This is a genomic window from Halomonas sp. RT37, assembly GCF_040070525.1.
Lineage (GTDB): Bacteria > Pseudomonadota > Gammaproteobacteria > Pseudomonadales > Halomonadaceae > Halomonas > Halomonas litopenaei.
In genome coordinates this window covers 845,294-864,818 of record NZ_CP098827.1, presented here as the reverse complement: position 1 = coordinate 864,818, position 19,525 = coordinate 845,294, and the positions used below count along the sequence as shown (strand labels likewise).

Below are 19,525 nucleotides of genomic sequence, written 5' to 3'. Positions count from 1 at the left end.
GTTGCTGGCTGAGCTCGCCGACGGGGTTGGCCAATCGGGCTCGCCGAACAGCGTCACCCAACAAGGACACCAGGGCGGTGCGCCGAATCGACGAGATAGCGCAGCTCAGCGAGACACGGTGGCGAGCGGCTGGACCTCGAAGCGGCCTACCTCGCAGCCTGGCTCAGCGGCGCTCTGGGTCTGCTCGGCACGGGTACGCAGCGCCGACCCCGAAGCCGCCAGAATCTGGTCCATGGCACCGGCGAACCAGCCGGTGAACATGTACTCGACCCGGTAGCCGACCTTGCCCAGTTGATAGACGAAGGCGCTGTGTTCCAGGCGCACCCGGGCGGTCCCCGCTTCCAGGTCGATGGCCTCGGTAATGAAGCGGCCCCAGCCCCGCTGGGACAGACGCGTCATGTAGTGCTCGAACACCGCCTCGCCGGCCAGACCGTGCAACTCGGCTTCCTTCTCGCACCAGTGCCAGGCGCTCTTGTAGCCGGCGTGGTAGAGAATCTCGGCGTAGGCTTCGACGCCCAGCGCCTGCTCCACGGCGATATGGTTGTTGATAAAGAAGTGTCTTGGCACATACAGCATCGGCAGGGCGTCGGTGGTCCAGACACCGGTCTCGACGTCCACCTCTATGGGCAGTTCAGGCGCCATCTTGGTCACGGTCGACTCCTTGGCAGGCGGTATTGTTGTGGTGGTTGTGCGCTACTCGCCCCAGACATCGGCCAGTACCCGTACCCAGTTCTCGCCCATGATCTTGCGCACCTGGGCCTCGCTGAGGCCGTGGCGCAGCAGAGCTTCGGTGAGGTTGCCGAACTCGCCGATGGTGCGAATGCCCTTGGGATTGATGATCTCGCCAAAGGAGGTCAGGCGACGGGCGTAGCCCTTGTCGTGGGTCAGCCACTCGAAGAAGGCCTGATCGTGGCCCTGGGTGAAGTCGGTGCCGATACCGATGGCGTCTTCGCCGACGATATTCATCACGTAGACGATGGCCTCGACGTAGTCGTCGATGGTGGCGTTGACCCCGGCCCGCAGGAAGGGGGTGAACATGGTCACGCCGACGAAGCCGCCGTGGTCGGCGATGAACTTGAGCTCCTCATCGGACTTGTTGCGCGGATGCTCCTTGAGCCCGGAGGGCAGGCAGTGGGAATAACAGACCGGCCTGGAGGATTCGAGGATCACCTCGCGGGAGGTGTTGGCGCCAACGTGAGACAGGTCACACATCACCCCGACCCGGTTCATCTCGGCGACGATCTCGCGACCGAAGCCGGACAGGCCACCGTCGCGCTCGTAGCAGCCGGTGCCCACCAGGTTCTGGGTGTTGTAGCAGAGCTGGACGATACCGACGCCGAGCTTCTTGAAGATCTCGACGTAGCCGATCTGGTCTTCAAAAGCATGGGCATTCTGAAAGCCGAAGATGATGCCGGTCTTGTCTTGCTGCTTGGCACGCCGGATGTCTGCGGTGGTGCGCACCGGCAGCACCAGGTCGCTGCACTCTTCCATCAGCGCGTTGGTGGCCACGATATTGTCCACCGTGGCCTGGAACCCCTCCCACACCGACACGGTGCAGTTGGCCGCCGACAGCCCACCTCGGCGCATGTCCTCGAGGAGTTCACGGCTCCACTTGGCGATGATCAGACCGTCGATCACCGTGGCCTCGCGGTGAAGCGCCCGGGCGTCGATGGCACCAGTTTCGGTTTGCGTCAGAGGGGAGTTCATCGCTGTTGTCCTTACCCGCTTCAGGGAGAGCGCCAGCGGCAAACGCTGGCGTTGTGCGGGCAGGATAGCGCCGCCCCGGGGGGCCACGACGCCTGATTGCGACGACGAGAATTCCAAAAGCGTCACCGCCGTTCCGGCAGCGACAAAAGGCACCCGTGGGCAAAGGAAAGAAGCGAAACGACGCGCCTCAAAACACCGCGAAGACGTGCCGGAAGCAAAGGGGCGAAGAGGGAAAGAAGTGAATGGGCAGAACCCAAAGGATCAAGGACTGCGACGCCTGCCGGCTACAGCTTCTCCAGGTAGCCAAGCCCCAGGTTATTCATCTGTCGCTGAATCCAGGCGGCGTGACGGGCGGTGCGCGGCCCCGGGTGCGAGGCGCTGCGCTCTCGCGGGTTGGGCAGCACCGCCGCCAGGCGGGCCGCCTGCGCGGCGCTCAACTGATCGGCACCGACGCCGAAGTAGTGGCGACTGGCGGCCTCCAGGCCAAAGACCCCCCGGTCGAATTCGACGATATTGAGATAGACCTCGAGGATGCGCTCCTTGGGCCACAGCAGTTCCATCAGGGTGGCGAACCAGGCCTCGAACACCTTGCGCACATAGTCCCGCCCGGTCCACAGAAACAGGTTCTTGGCGGTCTGCTGGGTAATGGTGCTGGCCCCGCGCAGCGAGCCTCCGTTCATCGCGGACTCGATGGCACGCTTCAACTCCACCAGGTCGAAGCCGTGATGATCGGGGAAGCGCTGGTCTTCCGCCGCGATTACCGCCAGCTTGGCGTTGTCGGATAGTTCGTCCCAGGGACGCCAGCGCTGCTGGATGTCCAGCGGCTCGCCGGAGAACCAGGACGAGACCTCGCGCTCCAGCATCACCATGGAGCCGAACACCGGCACCACGCGAAACACCAGCACCAGCACCACTGACCCCAGCGCAAAGGCAAGGGTGGCGCGTAGCAGAAGTCGGCTGAGAGGGCGCCACCAGTTGCGCATGCATCGGGCTCGGTTGGAATCGATCCGGGGAGTATATCAAGGCCTTGGGTGGGGCGGGCAATCGCCGCTGTCAGCATTTTACCGGTGTGGCCAAAGGCTCTTCTGCCGATATCTGGCGTCCAGGCATGCCGAAGCCTGGTCCCTGGCTTCGTCCAGCAAATTCAGCCAGCGAAGGCGCATTGTTCAACACGCTCTTCGCTACTTGGGCAACACCTTGAAGCTGCCGTAGGTCGGCTCCCCGCGCGCTTCTTCCAACGCCGACAGCGCCCGGGACACCGGTTCGTCAGGGGCGGCCGCCAGCAGCGGGGATACGGTGCTACCGGCCACCACCGGTGAGAAGGCGCTCCAGCCCAGGCGTTCCTCCCGCGGCGGCAGGCCGAAGCACTCGCGGTAGCACTTGGAGAAGTGCGGGGTGGAGACGAAGCCACAGGCGGCGGCGATATCGATGATCGACATCGAGGTCTGCTTCAACAGCTGACGCGCGCGATTGAGCCGCAGGCGCATGTAATAGCGCGACGGCGAGCAGTGCAGGTTGCGCTGGAACAGCCGTTCCAGCTGGCGCCGCGACAAGCTGACATAGCGGGCCAGTTCGTCCAGGTCGATGGGCTCTTCAAGGTTGTTCTCCATCAGCGCGACGATCTCCTGCAGTCGCGGCTGGGTGGTGCCGAGCATATGCTTGAGCGGCACTCGCTGCTGGTCCTGCTCGCCACGCACCCGATCGCACACGAACATGTCGGAAATGCCCGCCGCCAGCTCGCGCCCATGGTCACGCCCGATCAGCGTCAGCATCATGTCCAGCGGCGCCGTGCCGCCGGAGCAGGTGAAACGGTCCCGGTCCATGGCAAACAGCTTCGAGGTCAGGCCGATACCCGGGTAGGCCTCCTGCAGCGCTGCCTGGCACTCCCAATGGGTGCTGACCTCATAACCCTCGAGCAGCCCGGCCCGGGCCAGCGCCCAGGCGCCGGTACACACCGAGCCAAATCGCTTGAGGTGGCGTGCCTGGGCCTTCAGCCAGCTGACGTGGCCCTGGTGCACATGGCGGGTCGGCGCCACGCCGCCGCAGACCACGACCATATCCAGCGACAGCGGCACCGTGATCGACGAGTCCGGCGTCACGGTCAGGCCGTCGCTGGCCTGAAGCGGCGCACCATCCAGGCTCAGGGTGAACCAGCGATAGAGTTCCTGGCCCGATAACTGGTTGGCCATGCGCAGCGGCTCGATGGCCGAGGCCAGCGAGATCAGGGTGAAATGCTCGAGCAGCAGAAAACCTACGGTCTGTGGCCCCTCGGGCCGGCTGGGCAGGGTCATGGTCATCTTCTCCACAGCGTCGGCCTCCTCGTCGCAAGCCACGAGGTACCGTCACGTCCATTTGTTGTTATCGCGACGTCGTAAACGGAACAGGACTCGCGCATGGTGTCGACACCCTCGACGTTGCCAGCGTCGCTACGGGTATCGCAGGCAGGAGCGTCCGTGCTTTTCTCCGACGACTTTACGCCTGGCGACTGAGTCTCGGCATCACAATAATCGCTATCGGCTGCCGCTTGACCAGTCGTCTCCGACAATGATGTCGCTGGTGACTATGACGAGGTCGCATCTGTCATCTGACAAGGCAAAGGATCGGCCATATTTCCCCATTCACGACAGGGCTATCTCTCCAGGCGACCCGGCGATGCCTTGCCGGGACGCCGCCTTTGGCTCGCCAGCCAGCGCACGCCCCCCCTGCCCGGACACGCCAAACCCAGCACTCTCTTCTCCCACTCCATGGCCCGGAAGTTCAGGCCGCAGAAATTCTGGACCCAAGAATCAAGAGCCCAGAAACGCCACGGCCCCCGATGATCGGGGGCCGTGGTGGATACCTTGGAGGGTACTGCAGGTTGGCGAGAAGTCTCGCTCAGCGCTTGGCGTAGAGCTTCTCGGCGTGGTAGCGCAGGTGATCCTCGATAAAGGTCGCGATGAAGAAGTAGCTGTGGTCGTAGCCGGGCTGGCGACGCAGGATCAGCGGGTGATCGCGCTCGGCACAGACCGCCTCGAGCCGCTCTGGACACAACTGCTCATCGAGGAAGTCATCGGCGTCGCCCTGGTCGATGAACAACGGCTGACGTGAGGCGCCACGGGCCACCAGTTCACAGGCGTCGTACTGGGTCCACTTGCTGGAATCCTCGCCCAGATAGGCCGAGAAAGCCTTGCGCCCCCAGGGGCACTGGGTCGGGTTGACGATCGGCGAGAACGCCGACACCGAGCGGTAGTGCCCCGGCTTGCGCAGCGCCAGAATCAGGGCACCGTGGCCTCCCATGGAGTGACCACTGATGGACTCGCGACCGTTGAGCGGGAAGTGCTGACGAACCACCGAAGGCAGCTCTTCGGTGACGTAGTCGTACATCCGGTAGTGGGCCTTCCAAGGCTCCTGGGTGGCGTTGACGTAGAAGCCCGCCCCGGAGCCCAGATCATAGCTGTCGTGCTCACCCGGCAGGTCGGTCCCCCTGGGACTGGTGTCGGGGCAGAGGATGGCGATGCCCAGTTCCGCCGCCAGCCGATGGGCACCGGCCTTCTGCATGAAGTTTTCGTCGGTGCAGGTCAGCCCCGACAGCCACCACAGCAGCGGCACCTTTTCCGTCTCGGCCTGGGGCGGCAGATAGATGGCGAAGGTCATCTCGCAGTCCAGCGCCCGCGAATGATGACGATAGCGCTTGTGCCAGCCGCCGAAGCTGCGATTGGCGCTGACCAGTTCCAGATGTTCGCTCATGGACATGGCGACTTCCCCTCAACGATGAAGCCCCGAGGTCCGGGGCGGATAAAACGACGCGGTGCGTTCTGGCGGACGACGCGGCCGTCTGGCGGTGGGGCGAGCTGGCATCAATACTGCGCCAGCATTCGACTCACCGCCAATCGGCGCCCGCCTGGCCCATCGCTTGGGTCAGGCGGGCGTGGCCTCATCAGCGCCGTCTCGATGCTACCGGCTCAGTAATGCAGTACGGTGCGGATGCTCTCGCCGGCGTGAAGCAGGTCGAAGGCTTCGTTGATCTTCTCGAACTCCATGTTGTGGGTGATGAAGTCGTCGATGTTCAGCTCGCCCTTCATGTACTGCTCGACGTAGCCCGGCAGCTGGCTACGGCCCTTGACGCCACCGAAGGCGGAGCCCTTCCATACCCGACCGGTCACCAGCTGGAAAGGCCGGGTGGAGATCTCTTCGCCGGCGCCGGCGACACCGATGACGATCGACTCGCCCCAGCCCTTGTGACAGCACTCCAGCGCCGAGCGCATGACGTTGACGTTGCCGATGCACTCGAAGGAGTAGTCGACGCCGCCGTCGGTCAGGTCGACGATCACCTGCTGGATGGAATCGCTGTAGTCCTTCGGATTGACGAAGTCGGTGGCGCCAAACTGCTTGGCCAGCTCGAACTTGTCCGGATTCACGTCGATGGCGATGATACGACCGGCCTTGGCCATCACCGCACCCTGGATTACCGCAAGGCCGATGGCACCGAGACCGAACACCGCCACGGTGGCGCCCGGCTCGACCTTGGCGGTGTTCATCACCGCGCCGATCCCGGTGGTCACCCCGCAGCCGAGCAGGCAGATCTTGTCCAGCGGCGCTTCCTTGGACACCTTGGCCAGCGAGACCTCCGGCACCACGGTGTACTCGCTGAAGGTGGAAGTGCCCATATAGTGATAGAGCGGCTTGCCATCCAGCGAGAAGCGCGTGGTGCCGTCAGGCATCTGGCCCTTGCCTTGGGTGGCACGGACCGAGCTGCACAGGTTGGTCTTGCCCGAACGGCAGAACTTGCACTCGCCGCACTCGGCCGTATACAGCGGGATGACGTGGTCACCGGGCTTCAGGCTGGTGACGCCCTCCCCCACCTCTTCGACCACACCGGCTCCCTCGTGACCCAGTACCGAAGGAAACAGCCCCTCCGGGTCGGCTCCGGACAGGGTATAGGCGTCGGTGTGACAGACACTGGTGGCGACCACCCTGACCAGCACCTCGCCGGCCTTGGGGCCTTCGACATCGATTTCGGTCAGGGTAAGCGGCTTGCCGGCTTCAAGGGCAATGGCGGCGCGAGACTTCATGGCAATCTCCTCGGATCGGGGGTTGCACGCCAGGCATGAACGACCAAGCCTGGCGCACTGATGTAAGGGGCACGGGTCATCCTGACCCGGTTGATGATGACCACAGTCTAGACCTCGCTACGGACTGGGATAAAGCACGCATTCGGCATAACATTGTTGCTGTCTCGCAACAATGGAGAGCGCCATGCACCCCTGGGCCGGCATTGAAGCCTTTATCGAAGTGGTACGCCTGAAGTCCTTTGCCGCCGCCGCCCGACGCCTGGGTGTATCCAGCTCCCACGTCAGCCGACAGGTGGCCGCCCTGGAAAGCCGGCTCGATACGCCGCTTCTGTATCGCACCACCCGCCAGATAAGCCTGACCGAGGCCGGTCGGCTCTACTATCAGCAGTGCGAGGCGCTGGTCGACGGCTTTCGCGAGGCCGACGCCGTGGTCAAGGACTTCGAGGCTCACCCCAGGGGCGAGCTGGCGCTGACCTGCGCCACCACCTTTGGCGAGCGCTACGTGGCGCCTCTGATCAATGACCTGTTGATCCAGTACCCCCAGCTCGGCGTGCGCCTGCACTTCACCAACCGCCAGGTGGACCTGATCGAGGAAGGCTTCGATATCGGCATCCGCATGGGCACGCTGGAGGACAGCACCATGATCGCCCGTCGTCTGGCCGATCGCCGCGAGTACGTGGTGGGCTCCCCCGACTACTTCCAGCGCTATTCGCAGCCCCACGCCCTGTCCGAGCTGAAGCATCACCGCTGTCTGCATGGCTCACGCGATCGCTGGCGCTTCGCCGTCGACGGCATTCCCCGGGAAGTGGCGATCAAGGGGCCCTGGCAGGGCAACTCCGGCCCGGCCCTGCTCGACGCCGTGCTGAAGGGCGTGGGCCTGGGTCAGCTTCCCGACTACTACGTCGAGCACCATCTGGCCCAGGGTGAGCTGGTCTCGGTACTCGACACCTACCGTCACAGCGATACCGGCGTCTGGGCCGTCACCCCCCACCACCGCCACCGCTCCCCCAAGGTCCGCGTGGTCATCGACTACCTCGCCGAGCACCTCGCAGAGCGCCTGCCACCGCGATATCGCGACAGGCGAGGCATCGACGAGCCAGCGCCATCCGATTAACCCCCAGCGACAAAAAGGCCCTCGATACGCTTTCGTATCGAGGGCCTTCGACATCTGGTCACCAAAAGCCTTGTCTCCTATTGCCTGCCATCTGCGGCTATTGAAAGGTCCCATCCTCCTGATACTCCAGGCCGTAGTAGCTGGGAACAAAGATATTGTGTTCTTCCTGCCACTGGCGAGAAAGTCGGATCGCCTCACGGATCTGCTCAGGGGTCATTTGTTCTTCAAGGCGGGCTTTGTCGGGGGCGCTGCCGGGGGAGAGAAGGTCGTAATATTTATAGGCTTGGACGAGATCTATGTCGGTACCGATACCTTTTTCATAAAATGCTGCCAGCCCTCTAAACCCTGATGTATCGCGGCCATAAGGCATATCCTCCGTCCTAGAAAACCAACGAAATGCCTCATCGTCATCTTTATCTACACCTCTTCCTTCGTGAAGAAACACTGCCACATTCGTTGCAGAAGTCCTATCTCCTTGCTCTGCAGCCAATAAAAACCATTCGAATGCTGCAGCTTCATCTTTATCCACCAAGTCACGTAAAGTTAGCCCCCTATATGCCACGCCCAATTGTCTTTGCGATCTAATAAAACCTAGCCTAGCTGAATCCAATAGATATCTTAATGCAACTCCTTTGTTTTTCTCGACGCCACCCCCGGTATAGTACATTCCAAACAGAACGTGTCCCGCATCAACTGCACCCAACCTCCAGGCGTTCTCATTATATTTCACCATATCTTCAATATTTTTCTCCACATCAAAACCACGCACTCCACCCTGAGATAAAAATCCTGACAAAAAAAGCCCGGCCTTGAGGCCGGGCAGCGGGAGAACAGCGGCAATCGCCGTGTCTATTTGAAGTTCTTGCGCACCATGTTCTGGATCTCGCCGACGATACCGCTGCGAAAGCTCAGCACGCAGAGCACGAAGATGGACCCCAGGATGACGCTGACCCAGTTGCCCAGCGGCGACTGCGCCAGCTGAGTCTGCAGGCTGACCACCAGGCCAGCGCCGACCAGCGGGCCGAACAGGGTGCCGACACCACCGACCAGGGTCATCAGGATGACCTCGCCGGACATGTGCCAGTGGGCATCGGTGAGCGAGGCAAGCTGGAACACCACCGTCTTGGTCGCGCCGGCAAGGCCAGCAAGCCCCGCCGAGATGACGAAGGCCACCAGCTTGTAGGCGTCGACGTTGTAGCCCAGTGACACCGCCCGTGGCTCGTTCTCGCGGATGGCCTTGAGCACCTGACCGAAGGGCGAGTGCACGGTGCGCTGGATGATGGCGAAGCCGATCACGAAGATCGCCAGCACCACGTAGTACATCGCCAGGTTGTCGGACAGATCGATCAGCCCCAGCAGCTTGCCCCGCGGCACACCGTGCAGGCCATCCTCGCCCCCGGTGAAGGGCGCCTGGATGTAGAAGAAGAACATCATCTGGGCCAGCGCCAGGGTCACCATGGCGAAGTAGATGCCCTGACGACGGATCGCCAGCGCCCCAAACAGGGTGCCGAGGATCACCGCCGCCAGGGTGCCGACGACGATCCCGAGTTCCGGCGTCAGGCCCGGATAGCTCGACAGCAGAAAGCCGGTGACGTAGCCCCCGGTGGCGAGAAAGGCGGCGTGGCCGAAGGACAACAGTCCGGCGAAGCCCAGCAGCAGGTTGAAGGCACAGGCGAACAGCGCGAAGCACAGCACCTTCATCAGGAACACCGGGTAGGCAAACAGCGGCGCGACCAGGGCGATGGCCAGCAACACGATCATCAGCATGCCCTGGCGTCGGCGCGCGGCGCGGGCCCGGGTCTGAGTCGGCGTCGGCGAAGTAGTGGTTGTGGACATCTCAGGCCTCCTTTCCAAACAGCCCGGCGGGCCTCAGCATCAGCACCATGATCATCACTAGGAAGATCACGGTGTTGGCTGCCTCCGGGTAGTACACCTTAGTCAGCCCCTCGATCAGCCCCATGGCAAGACCGGTCAGGATGGCACCGAGGATCGAGCCCATGCCGCCGATCACCACCACCGCGAAGACCACGATCAACAGACTCGAGCCCATGGTCGGTGACACCGGGTACAAGGGCGCGGCGAGTACCCCGGCGAAGGCCGCCAGGGCCACCCCGAAGCCGTAGGTCAGGGTGACCAGCAGCGGCACGTTGACGCCGAAGGCCTGCATCAAGGCGGGGTTCTCGGTGCCCGCCCGCAGGTAGGCGCCAAGCCGGGTTCGCTCGATGATGAACCAGGTGCCCAGGCATACCACCAGGGCCGCCACCAGCACCCAGCCGCGATAGGTCGGCAGGAACATGAAGGGCAGCTTGATGCCGCCGCTCAACGCCTCGGGAATCGGGTAGCTGGCCCCGGACACGCCGAACAGGTTGATCAGGCTACCCTCGAAGATCAGCGCCAGGCCGAAGGTCAGCAGCAGCCCATAGAGGTGATCCAGGTGGGCGATGCGCCGCAGCACCAGACGCTCGAGCAGAGCACCGAAGGCGCCGACCACCAGCGGCACCAGCAACAGCGCCAGCCAGTAGTTGATGCCCAGGTACTGAGCCCCGAGCAGTGCAGCAAAGGCACCCAGCATGTACTGGGCGCCGTGGGCGAAATTGACGATCTTCAGCAGACCGAAGATGACCGCCAGCCCCAGGCTGAGCAGCGCATAGAAGGCGCCGTTGATCAGCCCCAGCATCAGCTGGCCCATGAACACCGCCAGCGGTACGCCGAATATCATGGTCATGATGATTTCCCTTGAGCATCAGGCCGGGGCACCACCCTGGTGACCCCGGCGTAGATCGAGCGCGGGCGGCTCAGTTGACGAGCTTGCAGGAACTCTCGGACAGCGGACGGTAGGCCTCTTCGGCCGGGATCGTGGCCTGGATCTCGTAAAGGTCCCACTCGCCCTCGGAGTCGGCGGGAGCCTTCACCTCGGCCAGGTACATGTCATGCACCATGCGACCATCCTCGCGAATCTGGCCATTGCGAGCGAAGAAGTCGTTGATCGGCGCCTCGCCCAGCTTGGCCCTGACGGTGGCAGGATCGTCGGTGCCGGCGTCTTCCAGCGCCTTCAGGTACTGGGTGGTGCTGGAGTAGATGCCGGCCTGAACCATGGTCGGCATCTTGCCCACCCGCTCGAAGTAGCGCTCGGCCCACTCGCGGGACTCGTCATCCATGTCCCAGTACCAGCCGGTGGTCAACAACAGGCCCTGAGTCGTCTCCAGGCCCATGGCATGGACGTCGTTGAGGAAGATCAGCAGGCCGGCCAGCTGCTGGCCACTCTGGGTCAGGCCAAACTGGCTGGCCGTCTTGATCGCGTTGACGGTGTCGGAGCCGGCGTTGGCCAGACCGACGATCTTGGCGCCGGAGCCCTGGGCCTGAAGGATGTAGGAGGAGAAGTCGCTGGTCGGGAACGGATGGCGAACGCGATCGATGATCGTGCCACCGTTGTCGGTGACCACCTTTTCCACGTCGCTCTCGAGGGCATGACCGAAGGCGTAGTCGGCGGTGAGCATGAACCAGCTGTCGCCGCCCTGCTCGACCACCGCCTTGGCGGTACCGTTGGCCAGCGGATAGGTGTCATAGACGTAGTGAATATGGTTCGGGGTGCAGTGTTCGTTGGTGATGCTCGAGGCCGCCGAGCCGGAAATGATGGCCAGACCACCGGCCTCCTCCAGCACCTTGGTCACGGCGATGGACACCGAGGAGGCGACCATGCCGGCCACCAGGTCGACGTTCTGCTGGTCGACCCAGCCGCGCACGGTGTTGGCGCCCACGTCGGCGCTGTTGCGATCGTCGGCGCTGAACACCTCGATGGGGGCACCGGCGACTTCGCCGCCGAAGTCCTCTACCGCCATCTTCAGCGCTTCGAGGCCGCCGGGGCCGGCCAGGTCACGGTAGGTGCCGGACATGTCGGCCAGATAGCCGATACGCACCTCGCCATCGCTGATGGCATCCTGCGCCATGGCCGACGATGCCAGGCCCAGGCCGGTGGCGGCGGCGACCGCCAGGGCCAGGTGGCGGCGGGCAAGACGGGGGGAGGAAGCGTGTACCTTGGTCATGGGAGGCTCCTGGGGCCAGCGGCCCTTGTTGTTGTTGAATAGGTTGTTGTTTAGAAAGTGGTTGTTGAACGGCTACTGCCGGACATCTTGTGGTTGATGCAAAGGTCCTCTAAGGCCTGGAAGACAGCGGCCATGGACACTAGACCCCGAGCAGGCTGTTGAGGTGCTCACGACGAGCGTCCAGATCACGCGCCTCGATGGTCTCGATGATGCGACCGTGTTCCATCACGAAGTGGCGATCGGCCAGGGGCGCGGCGAAGCGGAAGTTCTGCTCCACCAGCACGATGGTCATGCCCCGAGACTTGAGGGTAATCAGCACCTCGGCGAGCTTCTGGTTGATGACCGGTGCCAGCCCCTCGGTGATCTCGTCGAGCAGCAGGATCTCGGCCCCGGTACGCAGGATGCGGGCCATCGCCAGCATTTGCTGCTCGCCGCCGGACAGCCGCGTCCCCTGACTGCGGCGCCGCTCGTAGAGGTTGGGGAACATGGCGTAGATGTCATCCAGGCTCATTCCGCCCGAGCGCACGGTGGGCGGCAGCAGCAGGTTCTCCTCGACGTCGAGACTGGCGAAGATGCCACGCTCCTCGGGGCAGTAGCCGACCCCCAGACGCGGGATGTGATGAGGCTTCATGGCCAGGGTCTCCTGGCCGTTGATCTTGATCGAGCCACTGCGCGAACCGACCATGTTCATGATGGTCTTCAGGGTGGTGCTGCGTCCGGCACCGTTGCGCCCCAGCAGGGTCACCAGCTCTCCCCGCTTCACGCGCAGCTCCACGCCATGCAGGATATGCGACTCGCCGTAGAAGGCGTTGACGTCCGCTAGACTGAGCGCTTCGTCGCCATGGGCGCCGACCGCCGGTGAAGGAGTTGGCCTGTCGAGAGTCTGGTTCATGCGCTGGCCTCCTCACCGACGCTGGCTTCACTGCCCATGTAGGCTTCACGCACCGCCGGATCGGCCGAGACGCTGGCATAGTCGCCTTCGGCCAGTACCGAGCCCCGGGCCAGCACGGTGATGCGATCACAAAGACGACTGACGACGCTCAGATTGTGCTCGACCATCAACACGGTACGCCCGGCAGAAACCCGCCGAATCAACTCGACGATACGGTCGACGTCCTCGGCTCCCATGCCCTGGGTGGGCTCGTCGAGCAGCATCACGGTGGGCTCCAGCGCCAGGGTGGTGGCCACCTCCAGCGCACGCTTGCGTCCGTAGGGCAGCTCCACGGTGAGGACATCGGCGACGTCGGCCAGTCCCACTTGCTCGAGCAGTTCCATGGCACGCTGGTTGAGTGGCTCCAGCGAGCGCTCTGACTTCCAGAAGTGGAAGGAGGTGCCGAGCTTGCGCTGCAGGGCCACACGCACGTTCTCGAGCGCGGTCATGTGGGCGAACACGGCGGATATCTGGAACGAACGCACCAGCCCCAGCCGCGCGATCTCGTTGGCCCGCATGCGGGTGATCGGCTTGCCGCGATAGAGGATCTCGCCGCGGGTCGGCGGAAGAAACTTGGTGAGCAGATTGAAGACCGTGGTCTTGCCGGCGCCGTTGGGGCCGATCAGGGCGTGGATATGCCCTTCCGTGATCTTGAGATCCACGCCGTCCACGGCGGTGAAGCCACGAAACGACTTGGTCAGGCCACGGGTCTCTAGCACGTACTGCTGGGTCATGTGGCGTCCTCTGCGGGACCGGGGTCCCTGGCTTGAGGTTGTTATGGTTGTTCGATGCCGCGATGGCGACGCTCTACTTTACGTTTACGTAAGCTAGAAGAGTCAAAGGCCCGACGCAATTGGCCAAGCGTTGAACAAGACCAAAGATGTATTCTCCGCATTTCAATAGGTTGCTTACGACAAACCGGCAACACCTTGGCCCCGCGAGGTTTTCCCCCTGAAAAGCACAAGGCCCCCGCGCCCGGGGACGCATCAAGGCCGCCGCCCCCAAGGCCGAAGGGGGGGGGGGTGGGGGGCCTGAAGGAAGAGGCTCCAATGGTTCGGTCCTCGTCGAGCGACTGGTCAGCCACCACGACCAGGGCCCGCGTCCTGCTCAGCACTCGATGGCGTTGACGGCGAGTCCCCCCTTGGAGGTTTCCTTGTACTTCTCCTGCATGTCGGCGCCGGTGTCGCGCATGGTGCGGATGGCCTTGTCCAGCGAGATGAAGTGCTCACCATCACCGCGACAGGCCATCAGGGCGGCGTTGATGGCCTTGACCGAGGCAATCGCATTGCGCTCGATGCAGGGCACCTGGACCAGGCCTCCGACCGGATCGCAGGTCAGCCCCAGGTTGTGTTCGAGGCCAATCTCGGCGGCGTTCTCGACCTGGGGAACGCTGGCCCCCATGACTTCGGCGAGTCCGGCCGCGGCCATGGCGCAGGCCGATCCCACCTCACCCTGACAGCCCACCTCGGCGCCGGAGATGGAGGCATTCTTCTTGCACAGGATGCCGACGGCACCGGCGGTCAGCAGGAAGTTGACCACGTCCTTCTCACAGGCACCGGGCTGAAACTTCATGTAGTAGTGCAGCACGGCGGGAATGATCCCCGCGGCGCCATTGGTGGGCGCGGTGACCATGCGCCCACCGGCGGCATTTTCCTCGTTGACCGCCAGGGCGTAGACGTTGACCCAGTCCATCGCCGAAAACGTCGTGGCGATCAGCCCCGCGTCATCGCCCATCGCCTCGAGACGGCGATACAGTGACGCGGCGCGACGCTTGACGTTGAGCCCGCCAGGCAACACCCCTTCCCCCTCGACACCACGGTTGACGCAGGCCTGCATGGCTTGCCAGATATCCCACAGACCGGAGCGCACCTCGGCTTCGCTGCGCCAGGCCTTCTCGTTTTCCAGCATCAGCTCGCTGATGCTCATGCCATGCAGACGACACAGCGCCATCAGTTCCGCGCCGCTGTTGAAGTCGTAAGGCAAGGGGGTGGTGTCGGAATCCAGCGCTCCGTCCCGGGCCTGGGCCTCGTCGATGACGAAGCCACCTCCGACCGAGTAGTAGGTCTCGCGCTTGACCTCCTCGCTGTGCCCCTTGGCCACCAGCGTCATGGCGTTGGGGTGATAGGGCAGGCTCTCCTCGTGCCATTGCAGGTCTCTGGCCCACAGGAAAGGCACCGCCACCTGACCACCGAGCAACAGGGTCTGGCTCTCGAGCAGCTCTTCGATGCAGGGGCCAACAACGGCCGGATCGATGCGGTCTGGACGCTCACCCATCAGTCCCATCACGCAGGCGCGATCGGTGGCGTGGCCCTTGCCGGTGGCCGACAGCGAACCGTAGAGGTGAATCTCGATCCCCGCGACGCGCTCCAGCAGGTCCTGCGACCGCAGCGCCTCGACGAAGTCGTAGGCGGCCTTCATCGGCCCCACGGTGTGGGAGCTGGACGGCCCGATCCCGATCTTGAACAGGTCGAATACGCTGATAGCCATGGCGCTGCCTCTTGTACGAATGACGCGAAGTGTGGGGCATGAGGGGCGGAGGTCCGAGACCTGCGAGGTCAATTTCGCTAAAGCGAGGGCTGTCGTTCCTCCGGGATATCGTTATGCTGGCTGCCATCGCTTCGATGGACAAGGCAGAATATCTTGCCTTCACTATAGCTCAGCTAAACCATACCTAAACCACCGCCATACCACGGCCAGACCATGACCTCTTGTCGGAACACATCGCAATGAGTCGACTGCTCAACGCCCAGACCCACGCCTGGCTGAAGGGGTTCGCCGTCAGCGCCCGCCACCTGTCCTTCACCCGAGCGGCGGAGGAACTGCACGTCACCACCGGCGCCGTCAGCCAGCAGATCAAGCAACTGGAGGACCGGCTGGGCTTCAAGCTGTTCCGACGCCTGCCCCGTCGCCTGGAACTGACCGAAGAAGGCAAGCGCCTGGCCGCCGTGGTGGACGACGCCTACCAGGCGGTGGGACTCGAGGTGAGTCGCCTGCGCAGCGGGGTAATGAGCGGGGTCATCCGCCTGCGCTCGGTGCCCTCCTTCCTCAACAAGTGGCTGATGCCCCGCCTGCCGCGTCTGCAGGCCAGGTTTCCCGATATCGAACTGCATATCACCGCCGAGGACAGCAACATCTCGTTGCGTGACGGCGACTTTGACCTCGCGCTCGACCTCAACGACGGCCACTATCCGGGACTTGCCATCACCCCGCTGATGCAGGAACGCATCTTCCCGGTCTGTTCACCCGGCCTGCTGAAGGGCCGCCCACCACTCAGACGTCCCGAAGACCTGGCCTGGTACCCGCTGCTGCATGACATCACCGCCTGGCGCGGCAGCCAGGAGTATGGCGAGTGGCGCCACTACCTGTCCGCCATCGGCGCCCCTTCGATCAATCTGGAGCGTGGCTACACCTTCAACCGCAATCACCTCACCATGGAGGCCGCCATCGCCGGCATGGGCGTGGCGATCGCCCGGGAAACACTGATCACCAGCGAGTTGAAGAGCGGCGCCCTGATCGCCCCCTTCCGTGCCCGCGTCGACAGTGGCAAGCAGTACGGCATCGTCCACGCGGCAGGCGCCACCGACGATCGCCGGGTCAAGGCCGTGCACGACTGGCTGGTGGAGGAGGCCAGCCGCAGCACAAACCACTAACCCCCGTGCCTGGACGAGCGGCCCTGACCAGGTCATCGGGCACCTGTCTTGCGCCTTACCTATGCTGTATAAGCATATGGCGAAGACTGGCGAAGAATCCTTCGGGATTCCCAGACACTCCCCCGGCTCGACGGGTATAATCACGCCCAGATACACCCCTTTTCTGGAGATTGAGAGGGATGCTCAATACCCCCCCTTCCATCACGCCTACCATCAGCTTTCGCGCGACCTGCGCCAGAGCCTTGCTCTATATCCTGATCATCGGCGCGATGATGCAGGGCGTGCTGTGGGAGACCGGCCTGCCCGAAAAGATTCGCTTCAGCGAAGTCGGCTTTACCGAGAGCATGCAGACACTGTGGCTGCTGATCAGCTGCCTCTTGCTGATCTACGCCCGCCAGGTGCTGGGCGGCCTGCCACGGGTGACGCTATTGATGTTCGGTCTGCTCGGCGCCGCCCTGATTCGCGAGCAGGACGCCTTTCTCGACGCCTACGTTTTCGACGGCGCCTGGCAGACCCTGGTGACCCTGCTGCTGCTGCCCATTCTCTATTGCGTGCTTCGCCAGCGTCACGCCTTCGTACGCGAGTTCGAGGAGTTCGTCGAAAGCTTCGCCTTCGGCCTGTTTGCAGCAGGCTTCCTTTGCACCTTTGCCTTCTCGCGGCTCTACGGCCGCAGCGAGATGTGGGAGGCCCTGCTCGCCGAACGCTACGTCAGGGTATTCAAGGACGCCGCCGAAGAGGTCACGGAACTGTTCGGGTACACCCTGCTGATGTTCGCCATGGTCGAACTGGTGCTGTGGATCCGCCGGCGCCAGGCCAAAAGCGAATAGCTCGCGACCACCACAGCGTCGTGACACGACAACGCCCGCGGCCATCACCGCGGGCGTTGTCGCTTTCAGCCTTCGCTCGCCGGAAACGCTCGCGTGCGGCAGCGCTTCACCCTGATTCGATGACATGAAAAAACGCCCGTGGCTTCCGCCACGGGCGTCCTGTGCTCACCCTACTGCTTCGCTGTCGACGCAAGCCCTGCTCGGTCGAGACAGGCGTTACTCGTCGAGGAAGGAGCGCAGCGGTTCGGAGCGGGTCGGATGGCGCAACTTGCGCAGCGCCTTGGCCTCGATCTGACGGATACGCTCGCGGGTCACGTCAAACTGCTTGCCGACCTCCTCGAGGGTGTGGTCGGTGTTCATGTCGATACCGAAGCGCATCCGCAGCACCTTGGCTTCGCGGGCGGTCAGGCCACCGAGCACGTTGCGCGTGGCTTCGACGAGGCCCTCGCCGGTGGCCGAGTCGATCGGCAGCACCATGGTGGAGTCTTCGATGAAGTCACCCAGGTGCGAATCGTCGTCGTCACCGATCGGCGTCTCCATGGAGATCGGCTCCTTGGCGATCTTGAGCACCTTGCGCACCTTGTCTTCCGGCATCTCGAGACGCTCGCCCAGTTCTTCAGGCGTCGGCTCGCGCCCCATCTCCTGCAGCATCTGCCGCGAAACGCGGTTGAGCTTGTTGATGGTCTCGATCATGTGCACCGGAATACGGATAGTGCGCGCCTGGTCGGCGATGGAACGCGTGATCGCCTGACGAATCCACCAGGTGGCGTAGGTCGAGAACTTGTAGCCGCGACGATATTCGAACTTGTCCACCGCCTTCATCAGGCCGATGTTGCCTTCCTGGATCAGGTCGAGGAACTGCAGGCCGCGATTGGTGTACTTCTTGGCGATGGAGATGACCAGACGCAGGTTGGCCTCGACCATCTCCTTCTTGGCACGGCGAGCCTTGGCCTCACCGATGGACAGGCGACGATTGACCTCCTTCACCTCGCTCACCGGCAGCTGGATCATCTCCTCCTCGAAGGCGATCTTGCGCTGGGCACGCTGAACGTCGGCCTTGAGCGGCGCGAGACGATCGGCGTAGCGGGCGTTGTCGGCCATGAAGTCGTCGAGCCAGTCGAGCCGGGACTCGTTGCTCGGGAAGGCCTTGATAAAGGCCTTGCGCGGCACCTTGGCCTGCTTCACCAGGAGCTGCATCACCGTCTTTTCCTGGGCACGCACCTGCTCGACGCTGATGCGGACCTGTCCGACCAGACGTTCGAAGTGCTTGGGCACCAGCTTGATCGGAGAGAACAGCTCGGCCAGACGTGCCAGCTCTTCCTGAGCCTCACGGGACTGACGACCGTGGGTCTCGATGGCGGCGTTGGCGGCCTGGCTCTGCTCGCGAATCTGCCCGAAACGCGCACGGGCCTCTTCCGGATCCGGGCCACCACCGGAGTCGTCCTCTTCTTCCTCGCCGTCTTCGTCGTCGTCGCTGGCAGCCTGCTCGTCCACCTCGGGCACTTCGGCCTCGGCCACGCCGGGGATGCCTTCGTCGGGGTCGATGAAGCCGGAAAACAGGTCAGAGAGACGTCCCGGCGCTTCCTCGTCCTGGGTGGCATCGTAGGCATCGAGGATCGACTCGACGGCACCCGGCACATAGGCCAGCGCCGACATGACTTCACGGGTGCCTTCTTCGATGCGCTTGGCGATCTCGATCTCGCCTTCACGAGTCAACAGCTCGACGGTGCCCATCTCGCGCATGTACATGCGCACCGGGTCCGTGGTGCGACCGACATCGCTTTCCACCGCGGCCAGGGCCGCCACTGCCTCTTCAGCCGCGGATTCATCGGTTGAGTGATCCGACATCATCAGGGTATCTTCGTCGGGAGCTTCCTCGACGACGTTAATACCCATGTCATTGATCATGCCGATGATATCTTCCACCTGGTCGGGGTCGGCGATATCTTCGGGAAGGTGGTCGTTGACCTCGGCATAGGTCAGGAAGCCCTGTTCCTTGCCGCGCGCGATCAACTCCTTCAGACGTGACTGCTGCTGCGCATTTCCAGCCATAGAAACCCTATCTCGACGAAGAAGAATGAAGCACCTGAAGCGCTAAGGTGGAGAAACTCGGTAAGCCGGACAGTATAGCGGTTTTGGGGCCACTTCTGCCAGTCTGGAGTGTTTGCGCGATGTCTCAGGTGTGTTAGTTTATCTGGTTGC

At 63.3% G+C, this 19,525-nt stretch carries 17 protein-coding genes; 3 read left to right on the top strand and 14 right to left on the bottom strand.

Annotation, left to right across the window (positions count from 1 at the left end):
* Positions 1-105: 105 nt before the first annotated feature.
* From NFG58_RS03975 to NFG58_RS03950, 6 genes are all read right to left on the bottom strand, one after another.
* Positions 106-651, bottom strand: a complete 546-nt coding sequence (locus tag NFG58_RS03975; RefSeq protein ID WP_222515607.1) for a DUF5943 domain-containing protein — start codon at positions 649-651, stop codon at positions 106-108.
* A 42-nt stretch (positions 652-693) separates the two neighbouring features.
* Positions 694-1,707, bottom strand: coding sequence for a dipeptidase (locus NFG58_RS03970; protein ID WP_108448107.1), 1,014 nt, complete (start codon positions 1,705-1,707; stop codon positions 694-696).
* A 284-nt stretch (positions 1,708-1,991) separates the two neighbouring features.
* Positions 1,992-2,690 (bottom strand): monofunctional biosynthetic peptidoglycan transglycosylase, encoded by a 699-nt coding sequence (mtgA, locus tag NFG58_RS03965; protein ID WP_045994978.1) that lies wholly within the window; start codon positions 2,688-2,690, stop codon positions 1,992-1,994.
* 198 nt (positions 2,691-2,888) lie between these two features.
* Positions 2,889-4,004: a GlxA family transcriptional regulator gene (locus tag NFG58_RS03960; protein ID WP_045994991.1), complete on the bottom strand. Its 1,116-nt coding sequence runs from the start codon at positions 4,002-4,004 to the stop codon at positions 2,889-2,891.
* A gap of 577 nt (positions 4,005-4,581) precedes the next feature.
* Positions 4,582-5,439: an S-formylglutathione hydrolase gene (fghA, locus tag NFG58_RS03955; RefSeq protein WP_045994979.1), complete on the bottom strand. Its 858-nt coding sequence runs from the start codon at positions 5,437-5,439 to the stop codon at positions 4,582-4,584.
* 209 nt (positions 5,440-5,648) lie between these two features.
* The gene (locus NFG58_RS03950; protein WP_045994980.1) at positions 5,649-6,758 is read right to left on the bottom strand and encodes an S-(hydroxymethyl)glutathione dehydrogenase/class III alcohol dehydrogenase; all 1,110 of its coding nucleotides are present in this window, start codon (positions 6,756-6,758) and stop codon (positions 5,649-5,651) included.
* A 184-nt stretch (positions 6,759-6,942) separates the two neighbouring features.
* Between NFG58_RS03950 and NFG58_RS03945 the strand changes: the two genes are divergently transcribed.
* On the top strand, positions 6,943-7,872 hold the full coding sequence (locus NFG58_RS03945) for a LysR family transcriptional regulator (RefSeq protein WP_108131345.1): 930 nt from the start codon (positions 6,943-6,945) through the stop codon (positions 7,870-7,872).
* A 97-nt stretch (positions 7,873-7,969) separates the two neighbouring features.
* Here the strand turns inward: NFG58_RS03945 and NFG58_RS03940 are convergent, their stop codons facing one another.
* The 7 genes from NFG58_RS03940 to NFG58_RS03910 form a co-directional block, all read right to left on the bottom strand.
* Complete coding sequence (locus NFG58_RS03940) at positions 7,970-8,668, bottom strand: tetratricopeptide repeat protein (RefSeq protein ID WP_348827629.1); 699 nt, start codon at positions 8,666-8,668, stop codon at positions 7,970-7,972.
* 53 nt (positions 8,669-8,721) lie between these two features.
* Complete coding sequence (locus tag NFG58_RS03935) at positions 8,722-9,708, bottom strand: branched-chain amino acid ABC transporter permease (RefSeq protein ID WP_045991868.1); 987 nt, start codon at positions 9,706-9,708, stop codon at positions 8,722-8,724.
* A gap of 1 nt (position 9,709) precedes the next feature.
* Positions 9,710-10,597, bottom strand: a complete 888-nt coding sequence (locus tag NFG58_RS03930) for a branched-chain amino acid ABC transporter permease (RefSeq protein WP_045991867.1) — start codon at positions 10,595-10,597, stop codon at positions 9,710-9,712.
* A gap of 70 nt (positions 10,598-10,667) precedes the next feature.
* On the bottom strand, positions 10,668-11,915 hold the full coding sequence (locus NFG58_RS03925) for an ABC transporter substrate-binding protein (protein ID WP_045991866.1): 1,248 nt from the start codon (positions 11,913-11,915) through the stop codon (positions 10,668-10,670).
* Between the two features lie 139 nt (positions 11,916-12,054).
* Positions 12,055-12,807, bottom strand: a complete 753-nt coding sequence (locus NFG58_RS03920; RefSeq protein ID WP_348827628.1) for an ABC transporter ATP-binding protein — start codon at positions 12,805-12,807, stop codon at positions 12,055-12,057.
* Positions 12,804-13,580, bottom strand: coding sequence for an ABC transporter ATP-binding protein (locus tag NFG58_RS03915; RefSeq protein WP_124802746.1), 777 nt, complete (start codon positions 13,578-13,580; stop codon positions 12,804-12,806). Before NFG58_RS03915 ends, NFG58_RS03920 begins: the two co-directional genes overlap by 4 nt.
* Before the next feature lie 373 nt (positions 13,581-13,953).
* Positions 13,954-15,333, bottom strand: a complete 1,380-nt coding sequence (locus tag NFG58_RS03910; protein ID WP_348815404.1) for an L-serine ammonia-lyase — start codon at positions 15,331-15,333, stop codon at positions 13,954-13,956.
* A gap of 239 nt (positions 15,334-15,572) precedes the next feature.
* Between NFG58_RS03910 and NFG58_RS03905 the strand changes: the two genes are divergently transcribed.
* The gene (locus NFG58_RS03905) at positions 15,573-16,496 is read left to right on the top strand and encodes a LysR substrate-binding domain-containing protein (RefSeq protein ID WP_108448077.1); all 924 of its coding nucleotides are present in this window, start codon (positions 15,573-15,575) and stop codon (positions 16,494-16,496) included.
* 179 nt (positions 16,497-16,675) lie between these two features.
* A complete protein-coding gene (locus NFG58_RS03900) occupies positions 16,676-17,323 on the top strand; it encodes a hypothetical protein (RefSeq protein ID WP_348827627.1) in 648 nt (215 codons plus the stop codon).
* A gap of 216 nt (positions 17,324-17,539) precedes the next feature.
* Here the strand turns inward: NFG58_RS03900 and rpoD are convergent, their stop codons facing one another.
* Positions 17,540-19,375 carry an RNA polymerase sigma factor RpoD gene (gene rpoD / locus NFG58_RS03895; RefSeq protein WP_108131339.1) on the bottom strand — a complete coding sequence of 612 codons (1,836 nt, stop codon included), beginning with the start codon at positions 19,373-19,375 and terminating at the stop codon, positions 17,540-17,542.
* Positions 19,376-19,525: the final 150 nt, after the last annotated feature.